This is a genomic window from Pantoea sp. M_10, from assembly GCF_008631515.1.
Taxonomy (GTDB): domain Bacteria; phylum Pseudomonadota; class Gammaproteobacteria; order Enterobacterales; family Enterobacteriaceae; genus Pantoea; species Pantoea anthophila.
In genome coordinates this window covers 457,895-481,870 of record NZ_VWUL01000001.1, presented here as the reverse complement: position 1 = coordinate 481,870, position 23,976 = coordinate 457,895, and the positions used below count along the sequence as shown (strand labels likewise).

Below are 23,976 nucleotides of genomic sequence, written 5' to 3'. Positions count from 1 at the left end.
TCGGCTGGCTACTCTGCATCCACAACAGGAATTCAGCATGAACATTTATGACACTGAACTGGTTACGCTTGATGGTGAAAAAACCACGCTCTCTGCGTGGCAGGGCAAGGTATTGCTGGTGGTAAACGTCGCCTCGAAATGTGGCCTCACCCCGCAGTATGAGGAGCTGGAGAATCTGCAGAAGGCCTGGCAGGATCACGGCTTCAGCGTACTGGGTTTTCCCTGCAATCAGTTTCTGGAGCAGGAGCCTGGCAGCAGCGAAGAGATCAAAACCTTCTGCAGCACCACCTATGGCGTGACATTCCCGATGTTTGCCAAAACCGACGTTAACGGGGAAGGGCGTCACCCGCTCTATGCTCAGCTGATCGCGGCCTGTCCTGACGCCGTTCGTCCCGAAGGCAGCGGTTTTTACGAGCGTCAGGTGAGCAAAGGGCGCGGACCAAAAGCGCCGGGCGACATCCTGTGGAACTTTGAAAAATTCGTTATTGGCCGGGACGGTCGCGTTGTCCAGCGGTTCGCGCCTGATATGACCCCGGAAGATCCCATTATTCTGGAAACCATTAAGCAGGCCCTGGCGAAATAGATGCTGCTGCGCCTGCAACAGGTGGCGCTCGCCGGGCGCCTGTGCTCACTGAACGGTGAGCTTGCCGCCGGTCAGTTGCTGCATGTCGCCGGTCCGAATGGCGCGGGAAAAAGCTCGTTGCTCAGCGTTGTTGCCGGACTGGAGGCCGCGTCCGGCAGGATCGTGCTGGATAACCGTCCGCTGTCCGAGTGGAGCAGCCCGGCGCTGGCCCGGGCTCGCGGCTGGCTTCCCCAGCAGCAGGCCCCCCTGAGTCAGATGCCGGTCTGGCACTATTTACGGCTGCATCTGAAACAGAGGGGGGTGCAGGATGAAGATCGGCTCAGCACGCTGCTGCAGCAGCTTCAGCTGCAGGATAAACTCGCCCACTCACTGACCCGGCTCTCCGGCGGGGAGTGGCAGCGTGTCCGCCTGGCGGCGGTCTGCCTGCAAATTGATCCGCGCATCAATCCAGACGGACGGCTGCTGATTCTGGATGAGCCAATGACCGCGCTGGATATCGCCCAGCAGAAAGCGGTGGACGATCTGATCGCCGGACTCTGTGCGGCGGGCATCAGCGTGATCGCCAGCAGTCACGATCTTAACCACACGCTGCACCAGGCGAATCAGGTCTGGCTGATGGAGAGGGGACAGGTCATTGCGCAGGGCGAACCGGCCGCGGTTCTGACGCCGCAGCGGCTGACACCGCTTTATGGCATCGCCTTCCGGCAGATTGAGCTTGAAGGACGCAGGCTGCTGACCGTCCTGCCCTGACACTTGCTACCCGGCGGGCTTTACCGCTACATTAAACCGGTTGCAACTTCTGATAAGGACATTTGGCGATGCGCCTGGGTTTGCTGATTTTGGTTCTGCTGCTGACGGGATGCAGTCATCACGCCCCGCCGATTAATGGTCGTCTCTCCGACTCGATTACCGTGATTGCAGAGCTGAACGACCAGCTCGGTCACTGGCACGGCACGCCCTATCGCTATGGCGGCATGAGCCGCAACGGTGTCGACTGCTCTGGCTTTGTCTATCTGACCTTCCGCGACCGCTTTGCGCTGCAACTGCCGCGCACCACCTCAGCACAGAGTGATATCGGCACCCGTATCAGTAAAGATGAACTGCTGCCCGGCGATCTGGTCTTCTTTAAAACCGGTCGCGGGGAGAATGGCCTGCATGTCGGCATTTACGACAGTGATAATGCCTTTATTCATGCTTCCACCAGCCAGGGGGTGATCCGCTCCTCGCTGGACAACGTCTACTGGCGCAAAGTCTTCTGGCAGGCTCGCCGTATTTAACCGGAGAGTCTGAAATAAGACTTAAGTCCAATTTAAAATAGAGAAAAAACAGCCGTTAAAAGTTTTATTTTAAATGACAGTTTCTGAGCGGAGATTTTATTAGGCATAATAAATGCTGGTTTAATTCCGCTAATAAGCGCAGTTTTGTCGTCACTATTTGGCTTAAGCGTCATCGCAGGCTGGCAAACGGTGGTGGAAGGGCAAAGAAGGTCGTCTCTTCAATGATTTGGCGCTATTGCCTGAGCCTGACCATTACTATACGATATCAACATCGCCGCATATTCTGGCATTAAAATGAAAATTCATCTTTCGGCCGACTATCAGTCGGAAATCTGGTTTTATCCTGTCTGTGATGCTGACGGACGGCTGGCTGCTGTTGAGCTGGTTACGCAGTTTGTGCATGAAAGTGCGCCGATCACACTGCCTCAGGATCTGCTGCTGCCGCAGCTCGATGAGTCGCAGCAGTTACGCCTGCTGCAAAGTCAGATTAGCCTGCTGGAGCAGAACCGTGCGTTATTCGAGTCGCACGACGTCTCCGCATTGATCCGTATTGATGAAGGAATGGCCCGGACGCTTCTGGCCAGCGAATTAGTGATGCGCAAAATAAAGCAGCTGCCCTTCATTCTGCTGAATATCACTGAAACGTTTCCGCAGCTGAAGCTCGGAAAAAATAATCCGCTGCTGGCGAGCCTGCATGATGAGTTTAATTTAGCGCTTTCCCATTTTGGGGCTGGCAAAACACCCTCGAATGCGGTCTACGATAATTTATTCAGCTGGATCTGTCTGGATAAAGAGTTTATTCACTCCCTGGCAAAGCGCGCGTCGTTTGTGCCGTTCATGCAGAGCATTATCGATAATTTCCGCACCCATTGTGACCGGCTGATTATTTGCGGCATCGACGATGATCGGCTGCTGGATAAAGTGAGCCAGCTCAGTGGGGTCGATTTTCAGGGCGCACTGTTCCCGGTGGTCAAATCTGACGCGTTGCGTTCCCTGATCCGCGCCGACAGTCGCCGACCTTCTTCTCAGCATCCTGGCTGATGGAACCTGTTTAATCCCCGATATCAGCGTTACACTGAAGGTTTTGGCAAACCGACGTCTCGCTGAGCATCGCATGGGAGAAACAATGTCCTCAGGCAAGCTATCTTTTGACAATACCTGGTTCCGGGAGCTTACCGGATGCTATACCGCGCTTAACCCAACGCCGCTGGCAGGCGGACGCCTGCTCTATCATAACGCCCCGCTGGCCGCCTCAATGGGGCTGGATAGCGCACTCTTCGCCGGTAACGGGCATGACGTCTGGCACGGCGCGGCACTGCTGCCCGGCATGCAGCCACTGGCCCAGGTGTACAGTGGCCATCAGTTTGGCGTCTGGGCCGGTCAGCTGGGCGACGGGCGCGGCATCCTGCTGGGAGAACAGCGCACAGAGGATGGCCAGAAACTTGACTGGCACCTCAAGGGCGCGGGCCTGACCCCCTATTCCCGCATGGGGGATGGGCGGGCGGTGATCCGTTCCAGCGTTCGCGAGTTTTTGGCCTCTGAAGCATTGCACCATCTGGGGATCCCCACCACGCGCGCCCTGACCCTGTCGATTGGCGATGAGCCGGTTTACCGTGAAACGGCGGAGCGCGGTGCAATGCTGATGCGCATTTCACCCAGCCATCTGCGCTTTGGTCATTTCGAGCATTTCTTTTACAGCCAGCAGCAGGAGAAAGTGCAGCAGCTGGCCGACTATGCCATCCGCCATCACTGGCCGCATCTGGTGGAGGAGGCGGATCGCTATCAGCGCTGGTTTACCGACGTTGTGGTGCGCACTGCCCGGCTGATTGCGCTGTGGCAGAGCGTGGGCTTCGCGCATGGCGTGATGAACACGGACAACATGTCGATTCTGGGTCTGACCATCGACTACGGCCCCTATGGTTTTCTGGATGATTATCAGCCTGACTTCATCTGCAACCATAGCGACTATCAGGGGCGCTACAGTTTTGAAAATCAGCCAATGATTGGCATGTGGAACCTTAACCGCCTGGCCCATGCGCTGTCAGGGCTGCTGACGACTGAACAACTGCGCTCGGCACTCAGCGCTTATGAACCTGAACTGATGCGGGTGTGGGGAGAGCGGATGCGAGCTAAACTCGGTTTACTGACCCAGCAGAGCAGCGACAATCAGATCCTGACCGACCTGCTGGCGCTGATGACGCAGGAGCACAGCGATTACACCCTGACGTTCCGGCAACTGAGTGAGACGCAACAGGCGGAAAGCCGTTCACCGCTGCGGGATGAGTTCATTGATCGTGAGGCCTTTGACCGCTGGTATCAGCGCTACCGCAGCCGCCTGATGGATGAACAGGTCAGCGATGCGGAGCGTCAGGCGGTGATGAAGGCGGCAAACCCGGCGGTGATCCTCAGAAATTACCTGGCACAGCAGGCGATTGAAGAGGCTGAGCAGGGAGAGCAGGGGGCGCTGGCGCGTCTGCACCAGGCGCTGCAGCAACCCTTCAGTGATGAAACAGCCGCCGACTATCGTCAGCGGCCACCAGACTGGGGTAAAACGCTTGAGGTGAGCTGCTCCAGCTGACAGAGACTCAGAGGCGGTGAGAAACCGCCTCGGCCAGCAGGGCGAGAACAGCTTCACTATCCTCCCAGCCGAGGCAGGGATCGGTAATCGACTGGCCGTAAACCAGGGGCTCACCACTCACCACCTTCTGATTGCCCTCCTGCAGGAAACTTTCAATCATGACGCCCGCCACGGCACGCGATCCTGCTTTAATCTGCTCCGCGACATCTGCAGCCACATCCTTCTGGCGACGGTGCTGCTTCAGGCAGTTGCCGTGACTGAAATCGATGACCAGCTGCTCTGGCAGATTAAAGGCTGACAGACTCTCAGCCGCCGCCGCGACGTCACTGGCATGATAGTTGGGCTGTTTACCGCCACGCAGAATCACATGACCATGCGGATTGCCGCTGGTCTGATAAATGGTCATCTGGCCCAGCTTATCCGGCGAGAGGAACATATGGCTGGCGCGCGCGGCACGAATCGCATCCACGGCAATCTGGACGTTGCCATCGGTGCCGTTTTTAAAGCCGACCGGGCAGGAGAGGGCGGAGGCCATTTCGCGGTGGATCTGGCTTTCGGTGGTGCGAGCGCCAATCGCGCCCCAGCTGATCAGGTCGGCAATAAACTGGCCGATCACCATATCCAGAAATTCGGTGGCGGTAGGCAGGCCCAGGGCGTTGATGTCGATCAGCAGCTTGCGGGCAATAGAGATGCCACGGTTCACATCATAACGACCATCCAGATCCGGATCGGAAATTAATCCTTTCCAGCCCACCACGGTGCGCGGCTTTTCAAAGTAAGCGCGCATAACAATCTCCAGTCGGTCGGCATAGCGACTGCGAAGCGCATTCAGGCGCTCAGCATACTCCAGCGCCGCTCGGGGATCGTGCAGCGAGCAGGGGCCGATCACCACCAGCAGGCGGGGATCTTCACCGGTCAGAATACGGGCAATACGTTTGCGGGCTGCAGTGACATTATCGGCAATCGCCGCAGAGACAGGGTGCTCAGCCGCCAGGCTGGCAGGCGTAATCAGATTACCAATGCGCGCGGTACGCAGTTCGTCAGTTTTATTCATGAGTTTCTCGAAAACGGTTCTTCGCAGCGGTGAAATACCGGGAAGTGATGGTGGTCACAATAAACCATCAGGGTGCGAATTCAACCCGGAATTTGATAATGAAATCAGAACCGACGGCAGCAACGCTTTACATCGTCTGCCCGCTCCCGCTTCCTAGTACATGCGGCGTGTCAGACCCATGATATCGAGAATTTTTGTGGCTATCTCCTCCACCGAGTAGTTGGTGCTGTTCAGATAACGGATCTGGTGGGTGCGGAACAGGGCCTCCACTTCGCCCACTTCCAGCCGGCACTGGCGCATTGAGGCGTAACGGGTATTTTCCGCCCGCTCCTGGCGGATGGCCGCCAGCCGTTCCGGATCGATGGTCAGCCCGAACAGCTTGTTCTGATGCGCGCGCAGGGCAGGCGGCAGCTTAAGGTTGTCCATGTCGTCAGCAATGAACGGATAGTTGGCAGCACGGATACCAAACTGCATCGCCAGATAGAGGCTGGTGGGCGTCTTGCCGCAGCGTGAGACGCCGACGAGGATCACCTGCGCATCCTCCAGCCCGCGCAGCGAGATGCCGTCATCATGGGCCAGGGCGTAATCGATCGCCGCGATGCGGGCATCATATTTCCCCAGGTTACTGGCATCCAGACCGTGGGTGCGGTGAGCCACTGGCGCAGGCGCTAAACCCAGCTCCTGCTGCAGCGGGGCGACCAGCGCCTGTACGATGTCCTGACAGAAGCCCTCGCTCTGCACGATGATGTCGCGCACTTCCGGTGTGACTATTGAGAAAAAGACCAGCGGCCGGACGCCGCTCTGCTGATACAGCGCGTTGATCTGAGCTTTAACCGCCAGCGCCCGCTGGACGTTTTCAACAAACGGCAGCGTCAGGCTGGTGATATTGACCGGGAACTGCGACAACACCGCATGGCCCAGCACTTCAGCCGTGATGGCGGTACCATCGGAAATATAGAAAACGCTTCTGTCAGTTGTCATAACCGCTTCTGTCCTGAACAAGAGTGAGTTATCAGCATGCGTCATGCGGCGAAAAAAATCATGCCGGATGTTCATTTCTGGAATCGCTATCCGGGTTATTTATCCGGAGATTCAAGGCACTGGCTACAAAGCGAACGTGGGGATTTTGCTGTTTTAACCGTCTGAGGGGCGGTTTTCTGGCAGCGTCTGCGCGGGTTTGTTGCGCAACAAAAAACAGCACTCTGATAAGGGAAAATTTAACTTACGTTAAAATATCAATGAGTTAGGTAAAAATGGCGATTTTGCGCAACGGCAAAATAAAACGCTCACAATTCCGAAACTGCTTCTGAAATTCTGCTTTAACGATTCAACAGATCGTGATTGCTTAAGTGATATGCCAGGCTGAGGACAGATGACTCCCTGTCCCCATTCATTAAAAAGGATACGCTTAATGGCCAGTAATGACGCACAGCCACTTGTGCTCTGGTATAACCAGCTTGGCATGCATGATGTTGATCGGGTGGGCGGCAAAAATGCCTCTCTGGGTGAAATGATCACGAATCTCTCGTCGCTGGGTGTCTCCGTGCCCAACGGATTTGCGACGACCTCATACGCCTTTAACCTCTTCCTGGATCAAAGCGGGCTGAACCGGCGAATCTATGCGCTGCTGGATGAAACCGACATTGATGATGTCGAAGCGCTGGCCAAAGCGGGTAAACAGATTCGTCAGTGGGTGGTTGAGACCCCCTTCCTGCCGGAACTGGAATCCGCCATCCTGGACGCCTACGAGCAGCTTTCTGCCGATGATCATGACGCCTCGTTTGCCGTCCGCTCCTCGGCAACCGCAGAGGATATGCCCGATGCCTCCTTTGCCGGTCAGCAGGAGACCTTTCTGAATGTGCAGGGTATTGACGCCGTCATGGTGGCGGTGAAGCACGTCTTCGCCTCGCTGTTTAACGACCGTGCCATCTCCTACCGCGTCCACCAGGGCTACGATCATCGCGGTGTGGCGCTCTCCGCCGGCATTCAGCGCATGGTACGCTCGGATCTGGCCGCGTCTGGCGTGATGTTTACCATTGATACCGAATCCGGCTTTGATCAGGTGGTGTTTATCACGGCTGCACTGGGGCTGGGTGAAATGGTGGTGCAGGGGGCGGTTAACCCGGATGAGTTCTATGTCCACAAACCGACTCTGGCAGCCGATCGTCCCGCTATCGTGCGCCGCAACATGGGGTCGAAAAAGGTTCGCATGGTCTACGCCGACTCTCAGGCCCACGGTGAGCAGGTGCGGATTGAAGATGTGCCGGAGGCCGATCGCGATCGCTTCTGCCTGAACGATGAAGAGGTGCAGGCGCTGGCGAAGCAGGCCGTGCTGATCGAACAGCACTATCAGCGCCCGATGGATATTGAATGGGCCAAAGATGGTCACACCGGCAAACTGTTTATCGTTCAGGCTCGTCCTGAAACCGTGCGTTCAAACGGTCAGGTGATGGAGCGCTACACGCTGCAGGCGCAGGGCAGCGTGGTAGTGGAAGGCCGTGCTATCGGTCATCGTATCGGCGCCGGTACGGTGAAGGTCATCCACGATATCAGCGAAATGAACCGGATTGAGAAAGGGGATGTGCTGGTGACCGACATGACCGACCCGGACTGGGAACCGATCATGAAGAAGGCATCCGCCATCGTCACTAACCGGGGCGGACGAACCTGCCATGCGGCGATCATCGCGCGCGAGCTGGGCATTCCGGCCGTGGTGGGCTGTGGTGACGCCACCGATCGGCTGAAAGAGGGGCACAATGTTACCGTCTCCTGCGCCGAAGGCGATACCGGCTATGTCTATGATGACCTGCTGGACTTCGATATCACCAGCTCTCAGGTTGACTCACTGCCTGAACTGCCGCTGAAAATCATGATGAACGTGGGCAATCCCGACCGTGCCTTCGATTTTGCCTGTCTGCCGAATGAAGGTGTCGGCCTGGCGCGGCTGGAGTTCATCATCAACCGCATGATTGGCGTGCATCCGAAAGCGCTGCTGGAGTTCGACCAGCAGACCCCGGAACTGCAGCAGCAGATTCGTAAAATGACCAAAGGATTTGATAATCCGGTGGAGTTCTACATCGCCCGCCTGACCGAGGGAATTGCTACCCTTGGCGCGGCATTCGCACCGAAACGCGTAATTGTCCGACTTTCCGACTTTAAAACTAACGAATATGCCAACCTTGTGGGCGGCGAACGTTATGAGCCGGAAGAGGAAAACCCGATGCTCGGTTTCCGGGGCGCAGGTCGCTATGTGGCCGATAGCTTCCGGGACTGCTTTGCGCTGGAGTGTGAAGCGGTAAAACGTGTCCGCAATGAGATGGGCCTGACCAACGTTGAAATCATGGTTCCGTTCGTGCGCACGGTGGACCAGGCGCAGGCGGTGGTGGAGGAGCTGGCGCGTCAGGGGCTGAAGCGCGGTGAGAACGGGCTGAAGATCATCATGATGTGCGAGATCCCATCGAATGCCCTGCTGGCGGAGCAGTTCCTGGCGCACTTTGATGGCTTCTCTATCGGCTCTAACGACATGACGCAGCTGACGCTGGGACTCGATCGCGACTCAGGCGTGGTTTCTGCGCTGTTTGATGAGCGAAACGAGGCGGTGAAGGCACTGCTGTCGATGGCGATCAGGGCCGCGAAAAAGCAGGGGAAATATGTGGGCATCTGCGGTCAGGGACCGTCCGATCACCAGGATTTCGCCGCCTGGCTGATGGAAGAGGGCATTGACAGTCTGTCGCTTAACCCGGACACCGTCGTGGAAACCTGGGTGAGTCTGGCGCAGTTAAAGAAAACCGCCTGACGGCCTCACCGCTGCTGTTGTCAAATCTTCAGGCCCGCATTGCGGGCCTTTTTCTTTTTATTGCTGGTCAGATTCAGGCAAAAAAAAAGCCCATCACAGGGGATGGGCAAAGACTACACACAGCAATTCTTTACTCTACTCAGGGGAATAAGGTTGTCTGGAAATCAGTAAGTTGATTTCGAACATAGGAAACATGTTATTCATATGGCTGGCTGGCGTCTTTAAGAATCCTCTTATTAGTTTAAAGCCGATAATCTTTTGCCCCCTAAACTCCGCCATTTGGCTTAAGAAACAGTGCAGAAAATAATCTTTTTTAGCCGAAAAAGGTCTGTTTTGGGCCAAGAATGGCTTTTTTCTTAAAAATCGCTAATGGAAAGGGAAATTTATCCGATCGGCAGGGGGGTGTGCGGTTAATCATCATTAACCGCACTAATCAATCGTTAAACAGGCTGTCGCGAGAACCTGTTACCGTTCCGTATCACACAGCGGGCGGGGTGCCATCGTGATCGGCAAGGGCTTCCGCCACCGCCTGCGGATCGTTATCCGGGGCCGGCGCTTCATGCACCCAGACGGAAACGAGACGATAAGAGACCGCCAGCACCACCGGTCCGATAAAAAGACCAATCATGCCAAACGCAAACAGGCCACCAATAACACCAGAGAGGATCAGGATCATCGGCAGATCGGCACCCATACGAATTAACATCGGACGCAGGACGTTGTCCATCGTGCCCACCACACAGCTCCAGACCAGCAGCACGGTTCCCCAGGTGGTGTCGCCGCTCCAGTAGAGATAGATGATGGCCGGAACCAGCACCAGCAGCGGGCCGAGCTGGACCAGACAGCAGAGGATCATCAGCACCGTTAAGAGCGTGGCGTAGGGAATACCGGAGATAGCCAGGCCGATACCGCCGAGCACGCCCTGCACCAGCGCCGTGACCACCACGCCCAGCGCCACGGCACGAATAGACTGCGCCGCCAGGAGCACGGCGGCATCCCCGCGGCGTCCGGCCATACGAAAGGCAAAGTGGCGAATGCCCTGAGCGGCCTGCTCACCGCGCCAGTAAAGCAGCACGCTGAAAAGTAACATCACGCCCAGATGGATCATAAAGCGCCCGAAATGACCGGCCTGAGCGACAAAAAAGCCGGTGGTGCGCCCGATATAGGGCTGTATCTTGGCCATGATCCCGGCCCCGCCGCTCGCCACCAGGGTGTCATAACTGACATAAAGCTTTTTGCCGACCATCGGGATCTCTTTGAGCCACATCAGCTTCGGCATTGTGTGCCCCTGCGTGACCCACGCAATGACCGGTGCACTGTTGTCAATCAGGCTGCTGACCAGCAGGGCGATAGGGATGATAAACAGCAGCAAAAGCAGCAGGGTCATCACGATCACAGCCAGCGAACGGCGTCCCCACAGCAGTCGCTGAAATTTCAGCATCAGCGGCCAGGTAGCAATGACCACCATGCTGGCCCAGGCGAAGCCCAGAATAAACGGCTGCACCACCCACAGGCAGGCGACAATCAGCAGCAGAATGAACATCAGGGTAAAGAGAATCTGCGGTAAATCCATATCCCGGTACTGGCTTTTCATCATTGACTCATAACCTCGTCTTAATCCTTCATTTTCCGGCATAGCGATGCCGGTTTTCATCATGATCTATTTACTGAGGATTAAACAGCGTTACCGAGAAAGGTTTTGGCTTTTCTGAAAAAACGGCAGACGCAGAAAAAATATGTTAAAACGGGAAATCGCTAACGCATAAACGCAAACGTTTACAACACCTTCGGTCAGACAATCATGATCCCACAGATTTCGCAGGCACCGGGCCTCGTTCAACTGGTGCTGACGTTCCTTGAGTCGCTGAAAGAGCAGGGTTTTACCGGCGACATGGCCACCAGCTATGCCGATCGTCTCTCACTCTCCACCGATAACAGCATCTATCAGTTGCTGCCTGACGCGGCGCTGTTTCCGCGCTCCACCGCGGATGTGGCGCTGCTCGCCCGCGTGGCGGGAGAGGCCCGCTTCGCCAGCCTGGTGTTTACACCGCGCGGTGGCGGCACCGGTACGAACGGGCAGTCGCTGAATCAGGGGATTGTGGTCGACATGTCGCGCTATATGAACCGCATTCTGGAGATCAATACGGAAGAGCGATGGGTGCGGGTGGAAGCGGGCGTGATCAAAGATCAGCTCAATGCCTGGCTGAAGCCTTTCGGCTTTTTCTTCTCCCCGGAGTTGTCCACCAGTAACCGGGCGACGCTGGGCGGTATGATCAACACCGATGCCTCGGGGCAGGGATCGCTGGTGTATGGCAAGACCTCGGATCATGTGCTGGGCCTGCGTGCCGTGCTGCTGGGCGGCGATATCCTGGATACGCGGCCGATGGCCACCGCGCTGGCGGAAACGCTGGCGCAGACGGCAACCCCCGAAGGGCGGCTCTATCAGCAGGTACTGACCCGCTGCCGTGAACACCGGGCGCTGATTCTGGAAAAGTTTCCAAAGCTGAATCGGTTCCTGACCGGTTATGACCTGCGCCATGTCTTCAGCGATGACATGCAGACCTTTGACATGACGCGGCTGCTCTGTGGCGCGGAAGGGACGCTGGCGTTTGTCACCGAAGCCCGGCTTGATATCACACCGCTGCCAAAAGTGCGGCGGCTGGTAAACATCAAATATGACTCCTTTGACTCTGCGCTGCGCAATGCACCCTTTATGGTAGAAGCCCAGGCGCTGTCGGTTGAAACCGTGGACTCCAAGGTGCTCAATCTGGCTCGTGAAGATATCGTCTGGCACTCGGTGCGTGAACTGATCGCCGATGTGCCCGATAAAGAGATGCAGGGGCTGAACATCGTTGAGTTTGCCGGCGACAACGCCGCTCTGATCGACCAGCAGATTGAACGGCTCAGTGCCCGCCTCGATGCGCTGATGGCGCAGCAGCAGGGCGGTGTGATTGGCTATCAGTTCTGTAACGACCTGGAGGGCATCGAACGCATCTATAACATGCGTAAAAAGGCCGTCGGACTGCTGGGCAACGCCAAAGGGCGGGCAAAACCGATCCCCTTTGTGGAAGACACGGCCGTGCCGCCCGAGAAGCTGGCGGATTACATTGTCGAGTTTCGCGCGCTGCTCGACAGCCACGGTCTGAGTTACGGCATGTTCGGACACGTTGATGCGGGCGTGCTGCACGTCCGTCCGGCGCTGGATATGTGTGACCCGCAGCAGGAGATGATGATGAAACAGATCTCCGACGAGGTGGTGGCGCTGACCGCGCGCTACGGTGGCCTGCTGTGGGGAGAGCATGGCAAAGGGTTCCGTGCTCAGTACAGTCCGGCCTTCTTCGGCGAAACGCTGTTTAACGAACTGCGCCGCATCAAAGCGGCATTCGATCCGCTTAACCGTCTTAATCCGGGCAAGATCTGTACCCCCTTCAACCGTCATGACGAGATGATGCAGGTTGATGCGGTCAAGCGTGGCACCTGGGATCGGCAGATTCCGTTAACGGTGCGGGATGAGTGGCGCGGCGCGATGGAGTGTAATGGCAACGGGTTATGTTTTAACTTCGATGCCCGCAGCCCGATGTGTCCGTCCATGAAGATCACCCGCAACCGTATTCACTCGCCCAAAGGACGGGCGAGCCTGACGCGGGAGTGGCTGCGGCTGCTGGCCGGGCAGGGCGTCGATCCGCTGATGCTGGAGAAGCAGCTGCCGGAAAACCGTCTGTCGCTGCGCGCCCTGATCGCCCGTACCCGTAACAGCTGGCACGCCAGCAAAGGGGAGTATGACTTCTCGCATGAGGTCAAAGAGGCGATGTCAGGCTGTCTGGCCTGCAAAGCCTGCTCGACCCAGTGTCCGATCAAAATCGACGTGCCTGCGTTCCGCTCACGCTTCCTGCAGCTCTACCACACCCGCTATCTGCGTCCGGCGAGTGACCATCTGGTGGCAGCGGTTGAGAGCTATGCGCCGCTGATGGCGAAGGCACCCAAGGTGTTTAACTTCTTCCTGCGCCAGCCGTGGCTGAAAGAGCTGAGCAAAACGCATATCGGCATGGTCGACCTGCCTCTGCTCTCTGCGCCCAATCTGAAGCAGCAGCTCAGCGGACATCCGGCGATGAACATGACGCTGGAGCAGCTGGAAGCGCTGACCGCCGCGGAGCGTGAGCGTTGTGTGCTGGTGGTTCAGGACCCCTTTACCAGCTTTTATGAGGCGCAGCTGGTCAGTGACTTCATCCGGCTGATTGAGAAGCTGGGCTATCGTCCGGTTCTGCTGCCATTCTCACCCAATGGTAAAGCGCAGCACGTTAAAGGCTTCCTGCAGCGCTTTGCCCGAACCGCAGCCCGGACGGCCGACTTCCTCAACCGGGTGGCAAAACTGGGCCTGCCGATGGTCGGGGTCGACCCGGCCACCGTGCTCTGCTATCGCGATGAGTATCGTCAGACGCTGGGCGACGCACGCGGCGACTTTGCTGTGTTGCTGGTGCATGAATGGCTGCAGCGGGCGCTGGCAGAGCGTGATGTACAGGCCACGGGCGGCGAGTCATGGTATCTGTTTGCGCACTGTACCGAGGTGACCGCGCTGCCCTCAGCCCCCGGTCAGTGGCAGGATATCTTCGCCCGGTTTGGTGCGAAACTGGAGAATATCAACGTCGGCTGCTGCGGCATGGCCGGAACTTACGGCCATGAAAGCAAAAACCTGGAGAACTCCCTGGGGATCTATGCGCTCTCATGGCATCCGCAGCTTCAGCGGCTGCCGCGTCAGCGCTGTCTGGCGACCGGCTACTCCTGCCGCAGTCAGGTCAAACGGGTGGAAGGCAACGGCATGCGTCATCCGCTTCAGGCTTTGTTAGCATTAATGTAAAAAAATTGTGCGCGACGTCACGGCATGGCTGGATTAGAATATCCAGCCTGCGTGACGTACGAAGTCGCTTTGCAGCGCGGAGGCTTTGTTCCACTCGCCGACGAGAGCCAGTTGATGGCAGAGGCGGGTCAGGGAGAGGCGCGCCAGCTGGTAAGCCTGAATACGGAACAGGCGGTCGCGTTCGCTGTTTCCCATCTCCTGAACCAGGCGATGATGCAGTTTTCCCATCGCATGCAGGTAACTCTGGTCGTCACCATTCAACTGGCAGATCTCTGCCATATCCTGACAGGCATCGTTGAACTGACGCAGCTGATGTATCGTGCAGTCGGCCCGATCAAGCTTTGCCTGCGCCATGTAAAAGTCGACGGTGATATCGCGGATGCTGAACTGGTATTCATTGATTTTGTGCTGGAGCCAGGCTGAGACAGAGAGCGTCATGAAACCATCCTGAATGTGAATGATAATAATTATCATATTCAACTGTTCAGGGATTGCAATGTGCGGGCAGAAAAATTTAACGATTTATCCTGCCTGTCGGTATAATCGGAAATAACAATCTGTTTACATCGCAGAAAGGCGTAACCTATCAATAAGCCTTTTTATCAAAAAGGGTTATTTTAAAATGAGTGATTTATTAATAGGTTATCACTGGCTTATTAAGGCTGACGTTCTCACCACACAGTGAGCTGAAGAGGCTATGCTTAATTATTAAGCAAATAAAACAGCACAAGATGATTATCCCTGCAAAACAAGAGGTTGAAGTGATCGGTGAGATCACTACCATAGGGGGATAGCCTGAAAAGGTCCGGACTCAAGAGGTATCAATATGGCATCCGTTAATACAGACTCTTTCTCACCTGACGATTTCGTCTGGAAAGGGCTGACGCTGACTGAAACCGCAGCGCAACAAATTCTCAATCTGGCGGCTCAGGACCCTGATGTCAAGGGTCTGCGACTCAGCGTGAAACAATCCGGCTGCGCCGGGTTCGGCTACGTTATGGATTTGGTGAAAGAACCTGTCGAAGACGATCTGCAGTTTTCATTCTACGGCGCAACGCTGTTTGTGCCGCTTCAGGCGATGCCATTCGTTGATGGCACCGAGCTGGACTATGTTCGCGAAGGCCTGAATCAGATTTTTAAATTCAATAACCCTAAAGCTCAGCACGCCTGCGGGTGCGGTGAGAGCTTTGGCGTCGAGTAAGTGAAATATGTCACGACACAGCGAAACATCTGACGATGTACAAATCTGGGAAGGCAAGCTCAACTACAAAGAGGGCTTCTTTACCCAACTGCAAACCGAAGAATTTGCCAACGGCATCAACGAAGATGTCGTGCGCGCGATTTCGGCCAAGCGTAACGAGCCAGAGTGGATGCTGGAGTTTCGTCTTAAAGCGTTTCATGCCTGGCTTGAAATGGAAGAGCCTCACTGGCTGAAAGCGCACTACGAGAAGCTCGACTATCAGGATTACAGCTACTACTCCGCGCCCTCATGCGGCAGCTGTGACGATAGCTGCGCGTCGGAGCCGGGTGCCACTCAGGCCTCAGGCAGCGCGCCCGCCAGTGAGTATCTGACGCAGGAAGTGGAAAACGCCTTTAATCAGCTGGGTGTGCCGGTCCGCGAAGGCCGCGAAGTGGCGGTTGACGCGATTTTCGACTCCGTTTCAGTCGCGACCACCTATCGCGGTAAGCTGGCGGAGCAGGGCATCATCTTCTGCTCTTTTGGCGAAGCGATTCAGGAACACCCTGAGCTGGTGAAGCAGTATCTGGGCACCGTCGTGCCGGCGAATGACAACTTCTTTGCCGCGCTGAACTCCGCGGTCGCCTCAGACGGCACCTTTGTCTATATCCCGAAAGGGGTGCGCTGCCCGATGGAGCTGTCGACCTATTTCCGCATCAACGCTGCGAAAACCGGTCAGTTCGAGCGCACCATCCTGATTGCCGACGAAGACAGCTATGTCAGCTACATCGAAGGCTGCTCAGCCCCGGTGCGTGACAGCTATCAGCTGCATGCGGCCGTGGTGGAAGTGATCATCCACAAAAACGCCGAAGTGAAATACTCCACGGTTCAGAACTGGTTCCCTGGCGGTGAAGGCGAGGGCGGTATCCTCAACTTCGTGACCAAGCGTGCGCTGTGTGAAGGTGACCACAGCAAGATGTCCTGGACACAGTCGGAAACCGGCTCTGCAATCACCTGGAAATACCCGAGCTGCATTCTGCGCGGGGACTACTCGGTGGGTGAGTTCTACTCCGTGGCGCTGACCAGCGGTCGTCAGCAGGCCGATACCGGCACCAAGATGATCCACATTGGTAAAAACACCAAATCGACCATCATCTCTAAAGGGATTTCGGCCGGTAAAAGTCAGAACACCTATCGCGGTCTGGTGAAAATCATGCCAACCGCCACCAACGCACGTAACTTTACGCAGTGTGACTCGATGCTGATCGGCCCGGATTGCGGCGCCCATACCTTCCCGTATGTGGAGACCCGCAATAACACCGCTCAGCTGGAGCACGAAGCCACGACATCACGCATCGGCGAAGATCAGATGTTCTACTGTCTGCAACGCGGTATCAGTGAAGAAGACGCCATCTCGATGATCGTGAACGGCTTCTGTAAAGACGTATTCTCCGAGCTGCCACTGGAATTTGCCGTGGAAGCCCAGAAATTGTTAGCCATCAGCCTTGAGCACAGTGTGGGCTGATGCCGTCACACGCCTTGCCGGAAGCAACGTGAAGGAATAAGTATGTTAAGCATTAAAGATTTGCAGGTCAGTGTTGAAGATAAAGCCATTCTGCGTGGCCTGAATCTCGAAATTAAACCAGGCGAAGTGCATGCCATCATGGGCCCGAACGGCTCAGGTAAAAGTACGCTGTCAGCCACGCTGGCAGGCCGCGAAGATTATGAAGTGACCGGCGGTTCGGTGAGCTTCAACGGTAAAGATCTGCTGGAGCTGGCACCGGAAGAGCGCGCTGGTGAAGGTATCTTTATGGCGTTCCAGTATCCGGTCGAAATCCCCGGCGTCAGCAATCAGTTTTTCCTGCAGACGTCGGTAAACGCGGTGCGCAAATACCGTCAGCAGGAAGAGCTGGATCGCTTTGATTTCCAGGACTTCATCGAAGAGAAAATTCAGCTGCTGAAGATGCCGGAAGATCTGCTGACCCGTTCCGTTAACGTTGGCTTCTCCGGCGGCGAGAAGAAGCGTAACGACATCCTGCAGATGGCGGCGCTGGAGCCTGAGCTCTGCATCCTGGATGAAACCGACTCCGGTCTGGACATTGATGCGCTGAAAATCGTTGCCAATGGTGTGAACAGCCTGCGTGACGAAAAGCGTGCCTTTATCATCGTGACCCACTACCAGCGTATTCTGGACTACATCAAGCCAGACTTCGTTCATGTTCTGTATCAGGGCAAAATCGTGAAATCTGGCGACTTCTCGCTGGTGAAACAGCTGGAGGAGCAAGGTTATGGCTGGCTTACCGACGAAGAGTGATTCTGCGCTGCAACAGTGGCATCACCTGTTTGAGTCGCGCGGCGACGTGCGTTCTCTGCAGGCTCAGCAGCACTGGCAGCAACTGATGCGCGTTGGCCTGCCAACCCGCAAGCATGAAAACTGGAAATACACCCCGCTGGACACGCTGCTGTCACAGCAGTTTGTGTTGCCTGACGCACCTCAGACTCTGAGCGCTGAACAGGTTGATGCACTGGCGCTGCCGCTGGATGCCATCCGCCTGGTCTTCGTTGACGGTCAGTTCCAGGCGGCGCTGAGCAGCCGCGACACCGAGCTGTTTGAGATTCAGCACAGCGTGGCCGCCGAGCGTCGTCCGCTGCCCGCCGCCGTTCAGCCGGAAGTGTTTCTGCATCTGACCGAGAGCCTGGCGGAAGAGGTGACCACCCTGCGTCTGGCACGCGGTAAATCCGCAGCGCGCCCGGTTTACCTGCTGCATATCACCAGCGGCCAGCAGACGGGCATGAACACCGTTCATTATCGTCATCACCTGCAGCTGGAAGAGAGCGCCGAAGCGGAAGTGATTGAGCACTACGTTTCACTCAACGATCAGGCCCATTTCACCGGTTCGCGCTTTACCTGCGCGATTGGAGATAATGCAAAGCTGACCCACACCAAACTGGCGTTTGAAAGCAGCAACAGCTATCACTTTGCGCACAACGATCTGGTGGTGGGTAACGATGCGCAGGTCAGCAGTACCAGCTTCCTGCTGGGTGCCGGTCTGTCGCGCCACAATACCAGCACGCAGCTGAACGGTGAGAACAGTACGCTGGCGATTAACAGCCTGGTGTTGCCGGTGAAACAGGAAGTCGCGGATACCCGTACTTACCTGGAGCACAATAAAGGCCACTGCGTCAGCCGTCAGATGCATAAAACCATCGTGCGCGACAAAGGCCGTGCGGTGTTTAACGGTCACATCAAAGTGGCACAGCATGCACTGAAGACAGACGGGCAGATGACCAACAACAACCTGTTGCTGGGCAAGCTGGCAGAGGTCGATACCAAGCCGCAGCTGGAAATCTATGCGGATGACGTTAAGTGCAGCCACGGCGCCACTATCGGCCGTATTGATGACGAGCAGATGTTCTATCTGCGTTCGCGCGGTATTGAACAGGATGCTGCGCAGACCATGATTATCCACGCCTTTGCGGCAGAACTGACCGAAACACTGGAAAATCCGGTGATGCGTCAGGCCGTACTGCAGCGTATCGCGCAACGTTTTCCCGGAGGCGACGTATGATGAACTTCGATCTCGACCGCATCAGGGCTGATTTTCCTATCCTGAAGCGAGAGGTCAACGGTCATCCGCTGGCCTACCTTGACAGCGCCGCCAGCGCACAACGTCCCCTCTCGGTGATCAATGCTGAGAGTCATTTTTACCAGCACGGCTATGCGGCCGTGCATCGTGGCATCCATACGCTGAGCCAGCAGGCAACCAGTGATATGGAGAACGTGCGCGATCAGGCCGCCCGTTTCCTGAACGCTTCGTCGCAGGAAGAGATTGTTTTCGTCAAAGGAACCACCGAAGGCATCAATCTGGTGGCCAACAGCTGGGGCAGCAGTCAGCTCCGGTCTGGCGATAACCTGATCATTACTGAGATGGAGCATCACGCCAATATCGTTCCATGGCAGATGCTGGCTGAGCGCACCGGAGCCGAAGTGCGTGTGCTGCCGTTGAATGACAACGGTGAGCTGGCGCTTGAGCAGCTGGCGGGGCTGATTGACAGCCGCACGCGCCTGCTGGCCGTGACGCATGTTTCAAACGTGCTCGGCACGGTTAACCCGGTCAAAGCGATCGTGGCGCAGGCCAAAGCCGCGGGTGTTGTTACTCTGGTGGATGGTGCGCAGGCGGTAATGCATGACAAAGTTGACGTGCAGGATATCGGCTGTGATTTCTATGTTTTCTCCAGCCATAAACTCTACGGCCCGAACGGCGTGGGTATCCTTTATGGACGCAAAGCGTTGCTGGACCAGATGCCACCCTGGGAGGGCGGCGGGTCGATGATTGACCGCGTCATGCTGCCGACGGGCACCACCTGGAACAGCGCGCCGTGGCGTTTTGAAGCCGGCACCCCCAATACCGGCGGCATTATCGGCTTTGGCGCGGCACTGGCCTACGTGCAGGCGCTGGGACTTGATACCATTCATGCGCGCGAAACGGCGCTCATGAACTATGCCCTGGATAAGCTGGGCACCGTCCCGGACATCCGCATCTATGGCCCGCAGTCGCGCGCCGGTGTTATCGCCTTCAATCTCGGTAAGCACCACGCTTACGATGTCGGCAGCTTCCTGGATCAGTATGGTATTGCCATCCGTACCGGCCATCACTGCGCCATGCCGCTGATGCAGCATTACAACGTGCCTGCGATGTGCCGCGCCTCCTTCACCTTCTATAACAGTGAAGAAGAGGTGGATCGTCTGGCAGCGGGTCTGACGCGCATTCATCGTCTGCTGGGCGGCTGAACAGTTTTAACGGAGTGACTGATGGCGAATTTGCCTGAAAAAGAGAAACTGGTGCGTAACTTTAACCGTTGCGCCAACTGGGAAGAGAAGTACCTGTACATCATTGAACTGGGTTCGAAACTTCCGGAATCCTCTGAAACCCTGCACCAGCCGGAAAACGTCATCTCGGGATGCCAGAGCCAGGTGTGGATCAGAATGACGCCGCAGGCCGATGGCACCATCGCCTTCGAAGGTGACAGCGATGCCGCTATCGTTAAGGGCCTGATTGCTATCGTAATTAGTCTCTATCAGAACCTGCCACCTGCCGAGATTCTGGCGCTGGATGTCCGCCACTGGTTTGGCGAACTGGCCCTGATGCAGCACCTGACGCCCACCCGGTCGCAGGGGCTGGAGGCGATGATTCGGTCTATTCGCCATACCGCTCAGAACCTCAGCTAAGCTACACTCGACAGACGCCATCCGGCGTCTGTTTTTTTATCTGACGAGAAAATTGCATGAAACCAGCTTTACGTTTAGCCGGTGCATTGCTGCTGACCTGTTTTGGGCTCTCTGCACCCGCATTCGCCACGGAATATCCGCTGCCGCCACCTGACAGTCGCCTGATTGGCGAAAACGTCCTGACTCAGGTCCCCGATAACAAACAGCCGCTGGAAGCGATTGCGGCCCGCTACCAGGTCGGTCTGCTGGGGATGCTGGAGGCGAATCCCGGCACCGATCCCTGGCTGCCAAAGGCGGGCACGCAACTGACGATACCGCTACAGATGATCCTGCCCGATACGCCACGCGAAGGCATTGTGGTGAATCTTGCCGAGCTGCGTCTCTACTACTATCCCAAAGGCGAAAATAAAGTCATCGTCTATCCCATCGGCATTGGCCAGTTAGGGGCAGCCACTCCCGTGATGGTCACCCGTATCAGCCAGAAGATCCCTAATCCTACCTGGACGCCAACCCCGAACATCCGCAAACGCTACGCGAAAGAGGGTGTCACGCTGCCCGCCGTGGTGCCTGCGGGACCGGATAACCCGATGGGACAGTTTGCCATGCGTCTGGCGCGCGGCACGGGCCAGTATCTGATCCACGGCACCAATGCGAAGTTTGGCATCGGCATGCGCGTCAGCTCCGGCTGCATCCGTCTGCGTTCCGAAGATATCGAAGCGTTGTTTAACGCCGTTCCAGAGGGGACACGGGTGCAGATTATCAATCAGCCGGTGAAGTACGCCATCGAGCCGGATGGTAAACGCTACGTTGAAGTGCACCAGCCGCTGTCACGCAGTGACAAAGATGATCCACAGACGCAGACCATTGCGCTCAGCAACGGACTCAGGCAGTTTATGAAAAGTGAGAAGAGTGACCGGGCGCTGATTAAAGCCAGCATCGCACGACGCTCAGGCATGCCTGTGCTGGTCAGCAGTGGTGAACCGGTAGAGAGTGATACCGTGCCGCCCGAAGGGCTGGAAAGTGCCGCGGTGTCGACAGAGAGTGCGGCAGCAGGGAAGGAGGCAAAGAACGTTAAACCCTGACAGAAAATGCCGGATAGAGCCTGGCAGGCAAAAAAAATGGCGCCATAAAGGCGCCATTTTTAAACCAGAACTCTTACTTACGGTAAGAGTGAGCCTGGTTGTCCAGACGCTGGTTAGCGCGTGCTGCGTCATCTTTAGCAGCCTGAACGTCTGAACGCACTGCGTTCACGTCGTTGCTCAGCTGGTCAACTTTCGCGTTCAGAGTCTGAACGTCTGAAGACAGCTGGTCGATTTTAGCGTTGCTTGAGCAACCAGCCAGCAGAGTTGAAGCCAGAACTACCGCGCCCAGTACCAGTTTAGTACGATTCATTATTTATACCCTCTAGATTGAGTTAATCTCCATGTAGCAATACAAGTATTACACAAAGCTTTTTAAGTTGAGAATAAATTTTTGATGAGAAGATGCTTAAATTTGATCGTTCGCTCAAAGAAGCAGCGAATCCCAGAATATGATAAAAAAATTTAGCGAAAACAGAGAGATTTAATCGGATTAACCTTAATATTAAGAGTATTTGAATAGTTATTTTCGATTGGAATTTTCTGGTATTTGGTTTAAGAGGAAATAAAAAAAGCGCCTCTTAAAGGCGCTTCTAAATAACCGCTGACGCAGGTTTTACAGGACGTGTACGGACGCGGTGTTGGTAGTTCCGCTTGGTACTAATGCACCGGAAACCAGCACCACGACATCCCCTTTCTGAGCGTAGCCGCTTTCCAGCGCCGCTTCTTTACCCAGACGATAGAAATCATCGGTCGACGCGATCTCAGAAACCAGGCGTGTCTCAATGCCCTTACTCAGGATCAGCTGGCGTGCAGTGGTCTGATTGGTGGTCAGGGCCAGGATGGTGGCGTTCGGGAAGTATTTACGCACCGCTTTAGCCGATTTGCCGCCTTCGGTCGCCACCACAATCAGTGGCGCTTCCAGCTTCTCAGCGGTCTCAACCGCACCGCGGCAGACGGCTTCGGTGATACGCAGCTTACGGGTATCGTTCTGGCTGTCGATGCGCGATTTCATCACGCGGTCGGTACGCTCACAGATGGTCGCCATGATGGTGACCGACTCCAGCGGATAGCGACCTTTGGCGCTCTCACCTGACAGCATGACCGCATCGGTGCCATCCAGGATGGCGTTCGCCACGTCGCCGGCTTCTGCGCGGGTAGGGCGTGGGTTTTTGATCATGGAGTCGAGCATCTGGGTCGCCGTGATGACCACTTTGCGCGCTTTATTACATTTCTTGATCATCATCTTCTGCGCGAAGATCACCTCTTCAACCGGGATCTCAACACCCAGGTCGCCACGCGCAACCATGATGCCGTCTGACGCTTCAAGAATTTCGTCGAAGTTGTTCAGGCCTTCCTGGTTTTCGATTTTGGAGATGATCTGGATGTGCTCACCGCCGTGCTGTTTCAGGTGCTCACGAATCTCCAGCACGTCTGAACGCTTACGGATGAACGAAGCAGCGACAAAGTCCACGCCCTGCTCACAGCCAAAAATCAGATCGCGTTTGTCTTTTTCAGCCAGCGCAGGCAGCTGGATTGAGACGCCTGGCAGGTTAACGCCTTTGTTCTCACCCAGGTCGCCGTTGTTCAGTACTTTACAGACTACGGTGTTTTCGGTGACTTCGGTCACTTCCATCCCAATCAGGCCATCATCGACCAGCACGGTGTTGCCGATCTTCAGGTCAGCCGTGAAGCCCGGGTAGGTGACAGCAACGCGCTCGCTGTTGCCGATCACGCTCTGATCGGTGGTGAACGTAAAGGTCTGGCCCGCTTTCAGCGCCGCGTCGTTACCGCCTTCCAGTTTCATGGTGCGGATTTCAGGGCCTTTGGTGTCCAGCAGGATAGCGGCCTGACGACCGGTTTTCTGCATCACAGCGCGCATATTGGTAATGCGCTGGCCGTGCTCAGCGTAGTCCCCGTGAGAAAAGTTCAGACGCATAACATTCATGCCAGCTTCAAGCAGCTGAGTCAGCATCTCTTCGGATTCGGTTTTCGGGCCGATAGTACAAACGATTTTAGTCTTTTTCATGACGGATTATCTGTAAGTTGTGATGGATGAATAAGGGCGGAATCCGATGGCAGCGCATCGAAGTGAAATTTCTGATTTGAGACTGAAACTGAAAAGGGCAGTACTGAATAAGAATAGGTGACGAAGGCCAGGCGTGCAGGGAAGTTGTGCGGCTACGGTTGGTAACCACCACGCTGTTGTTGCGCAAATCATTTGAGTTATCGCAGTAAGCACGTGATCGCTGAAACCTTTCAAGTAAACAACGGGGGACAGTATAGACGCTAAGTATGCGAAAACCAATCAAAAAGCAGAAGGGGGACGCGATGCAGATCAATATAA

General features: G+C 56.0%; 20 protein-coding genes and 1 other RNA gene. 14 read left to right on the top strand and 7 right to left on the bottom strand.

Features of this window, described 5'->3' with window-relative positions; translation table 11 throughout:
• Positions 1-37: 37 nt before the first annotated feature.
• The 5 genes from F3I47_RS02330 (at position 38) to F3I47_RS02310 (ending at position 4,438) form a co-directional block, all read left to right on the top strand.
• A complete protein-coding gene (locus F3I47_RS02330) occupies positions 38-583 on the top strand; it encodes a glutathione peroxidase (RefSeq protein WP_150029988.1) in 546 nt (181 codons plus the stop codon).
• Positions 584-1,333: a vitamin B12 ABC transporter ATP-binding protein BtuD gene (gene btuD, locus F3I47_RS02325; RefSeq protein ID WP_150029987.1), complete on the top strand. Its 750-nt coding sequence runs from the start codon at positions 584-586 to the stop codon at positions 1,331-1,333.
• Positions 1,334-1,401: 68 nt separating this feature from the next.
• The gene (locus F3I47_RS02320; RefSeq protein ID WP_009090526.1) at positions 1,402-1,860 is read left to right on the top strand and encodes a C40 family peptidase; all 459 of its coding nucleotides are present in this window, start codon (positions 1,402-1,404) and stop codon (positions 1,858-1,860) included.
• A gap of 294 nt (positions 1,861-2,154) precedes the next feature.
• Positions 2,155-2,901, top strand: coding sequence for an EAL domain-containing protein (locus tag F3I47_RS02315; protein ID WP_046101724.1), 747 nt, complete (start codon positions 2,155-2,157; stop codon positions 2,899-2,901).
• Positions 2,902-2,986: 85 nt separating this feature from the next.
• Complete coding sequence (locus F3I47_RS02310) at positions 2,987-4,438, top strand: YdiU family protein (RefSeq protein WP_150030060.1); 1,452 nt, start codon at positions 2,987-2,989, stop codon at positions 4,436-4,438.
• A gap of 7 nt (positions 4,439-4,445) precedes the next feature.
• Here the strand turns inward: F3I47_RS02310 and F3I47_RS02305 are convergent, their stop codons facing one another.
• Both F3I47_RS02305 and F3I47_RS02300 read right to left on the bottom strand, forming a co-directional pair.
• Entirely contained in the window at positions 4,446-5,492 is a 1,047-nt protein-coding gene (locus F3I47_RS02305; protein WP_046101726.1) for a 3-deoxy-7-phosphoheptulonate synthase, read from the bottom strand.
• A gap of 153 nt (positions 5,493-5,645) precedes the next feature.
• On the bottom strand, positions 5,646-6,473 hold the full coding sequence (locus F3I47_RS02300; protein ID WP_009090518.1) for a pyruvate, water dikinase regulatory protein: 828 nt from the start codon (positions 6,471-6,473) through the stop codon (positions 5,646-5,648).
• 430 nt (positions 6,474-6,903) lie between these two features.
• Between F3I47_RS02300 and ppsA the strand changes: the two genes are divergently transcribed.
• Positions 6,904-9,288: a phosphoenolpyruvate synthase gene (gene ppsA, locus F3I47_RS02295; protein ID WP_150029986.1), complete on the top strand. Its 2,385-nt coding sequence runs from the start codon at positions 6,904-6,906 to the stop codon at positions 9,286-9,288.
• Positions 9,289-9,366: 78 nt separating this feature from the next.
• Here the strand turns inward: ppsA and rprA are convergent.
• Positions 9,367-9,474, bottom strand: an RNA gene (gene rprA / locus F3I47_RS02290) — antisense sRNA RprA.
• Between the two features lie 292 nt (positions 9,475-9,766).
• Entirely contained in the window at positions 9,767-10,885 is a 1,119-nt protein-coding gene (gene ydiK, locus F3I47_RS02285; protein ID WP_033736275.1) for an AI-2E family transporter YdiK, read from the bottom strand.
• Between the two features lie 204 nt (positions 10,886-11,089).
• On the opposite strand from ydiK, the gene F3I47_RS02280 reads away from it, so the two are divergent.
• Positions 11,090-14,143, top strand: coding sequence for an FAD-binding and (Fe-S)-binding domain-containing protein (locus F3I47_RS02280; protein WP_140925195.1), 3,054 nt, complete (start codon positions 11,090-11,092; stop codon positions 14,141-14,143).
• A gap of 33 nt (positions 14,144-14,176) precedes the next feature.
• Here the strand turns inward: F3I47_RS02280 and F3I47_RS02275 are convergent, their stop codons facing one another.
• Positions 14,177-14,581: a hypothetical protein gene (locus F3I47_RS02275; RefSeq protein WP_150029985.1), complete on the bottom strand. Its 405-nt coding sequence runs from the start codon at positions 14,579-14,581 to the stop codon at positions 14,177-14,179.
• Between the two features lie 388 nt (positions 14,582-14,969).
• Between F3I47_RS02275 and sufA the strand changes: the two genes are divergently transcribed.
• From sufA to F3I47_RS02240, 7 genes are read left to right on the top strand one after another with little or no spacing between them, the layout of a single operon-like run.
• Positions 14,970-15,344: a Fe-S cluster assembly scaffold SufA gene (sufA, locus tag F3I47_RS02270; RefSeq protein WP_009090504.1), complete on the top strand. Its 375-nt coding sequence runs from the start codon at positions 14,970-14,972 to the stop codon at positions 15,342-15,344.
• 7 nt (positions 15,345-15,351) lie between these two features.
• A complete protein-coding gene (sufB, locus tag F3I47_RS02265) occupies positions 15,352-16,845 on the top strand; it encodes a Fe-S cluster assembly protein SufB (RefSeq protein WP_046101730.1) in 1,494 nt (497 codons plus the stop codon).
• A 42-nt stretch (positions 16,846-16,887) separates the two neighbouring features.
• The gene (gene sufC, locus F3I47_RS02260; RefSeq protein WP_009090499.1) at positions 16,888-17,634 is read left to right on the top strand and encodes a Fe-S cluster assembly ATPase SufC; all 747 of its coding nucleotides are present in this window, start codon (positions 16,888-16,890) and stop codon (positions 17,632-17,634) included.
• Positions 17,609-18,889, top strand: a complete 1,281-nt coding sequence (sufD, locus tag F3I47_RS02255; RefSeq protein ID WP_046101731.1) for a Fe-S cluster assembly protein SufD — start codon at positions 17,609-17,611, stop codon at positions 18,887-18,889. Before sufC ends, sufD begins: the two co-directional genes overlap by 26 nt.
• Positions 18,889-20,112 (top strand): cysteine desulfurase SufS, encoded by a 1,224-nt coding sequence (sufS, locus tag F3I47_RS02250; RefSeq protein ID WP_009090495.1) that lies wholly within the window; start codon positions 18,889-18,891, stop codon positions 20,110-20,112. Before sufD ends, sufS begins: the two co-directional genes overlap by 1 nt.
• A gap of 21 nt (positions 20,113-20,133) precedes the next feature.
• The gene (gene sufE / locus F3I47_RS02245) at positions 20,134-20,550 is read left to right on the top strand and encodes a cysteine desulfuration protein SufE (RefSeq protein WP_009090494.1); all 417 of its coding nucleotides are present in this window, start codon (positions 20,134-20,136) and stop codon (positions 20,548-20,550) included.
• 56 nt (positions 20,551-20,606) lie between these two features.
• Positions 20,607-21,632 carry a L,D-transpeptidase family protein gene (locus tag F3I47_RS02240; protein ID WP_150029984.1) on the top strand — a complete coding sequence of 342 codons (1,026 nt, stop codon included), beginning with the start codon at positions 20,607-20,609 and terminating at the stop codon, positions 21,630-21,632.
• Positions 21,633-21,705: 73 nt separating this feature from the next.
• On the opposite strand, the gene F3I47_RS02235 is transcribed toward F3I47_RS02240, so the two are convergent.
• Both F3I47_RS02235 and pykF read right to left on the bottom strand, forming a co-directional pair.
• Positions 21,706-21,942, bottom strand: a complete 237-nt coding sequence (locus F3I47_RS02235) for a major outer membrane lipoprotein (protein ID WP_009090492.1) — start codon at positions 21,940-21,942, stop codon at positions 21,706-21,708.
• Between the two features lie 303 nt (positions 21,943-22,245).
• Entirely contained in the window at positions 22,246-23,658 is a 1,413-nt protein-coding gene (gene pykF, locus F3I47_RS02230) for a pyruvate kinase PykF (protein WP_009090491.1), read from the bottom strand.
• Between the last annotated feature and the right edge of the window lie 318 nt (positions 23,659-23,976).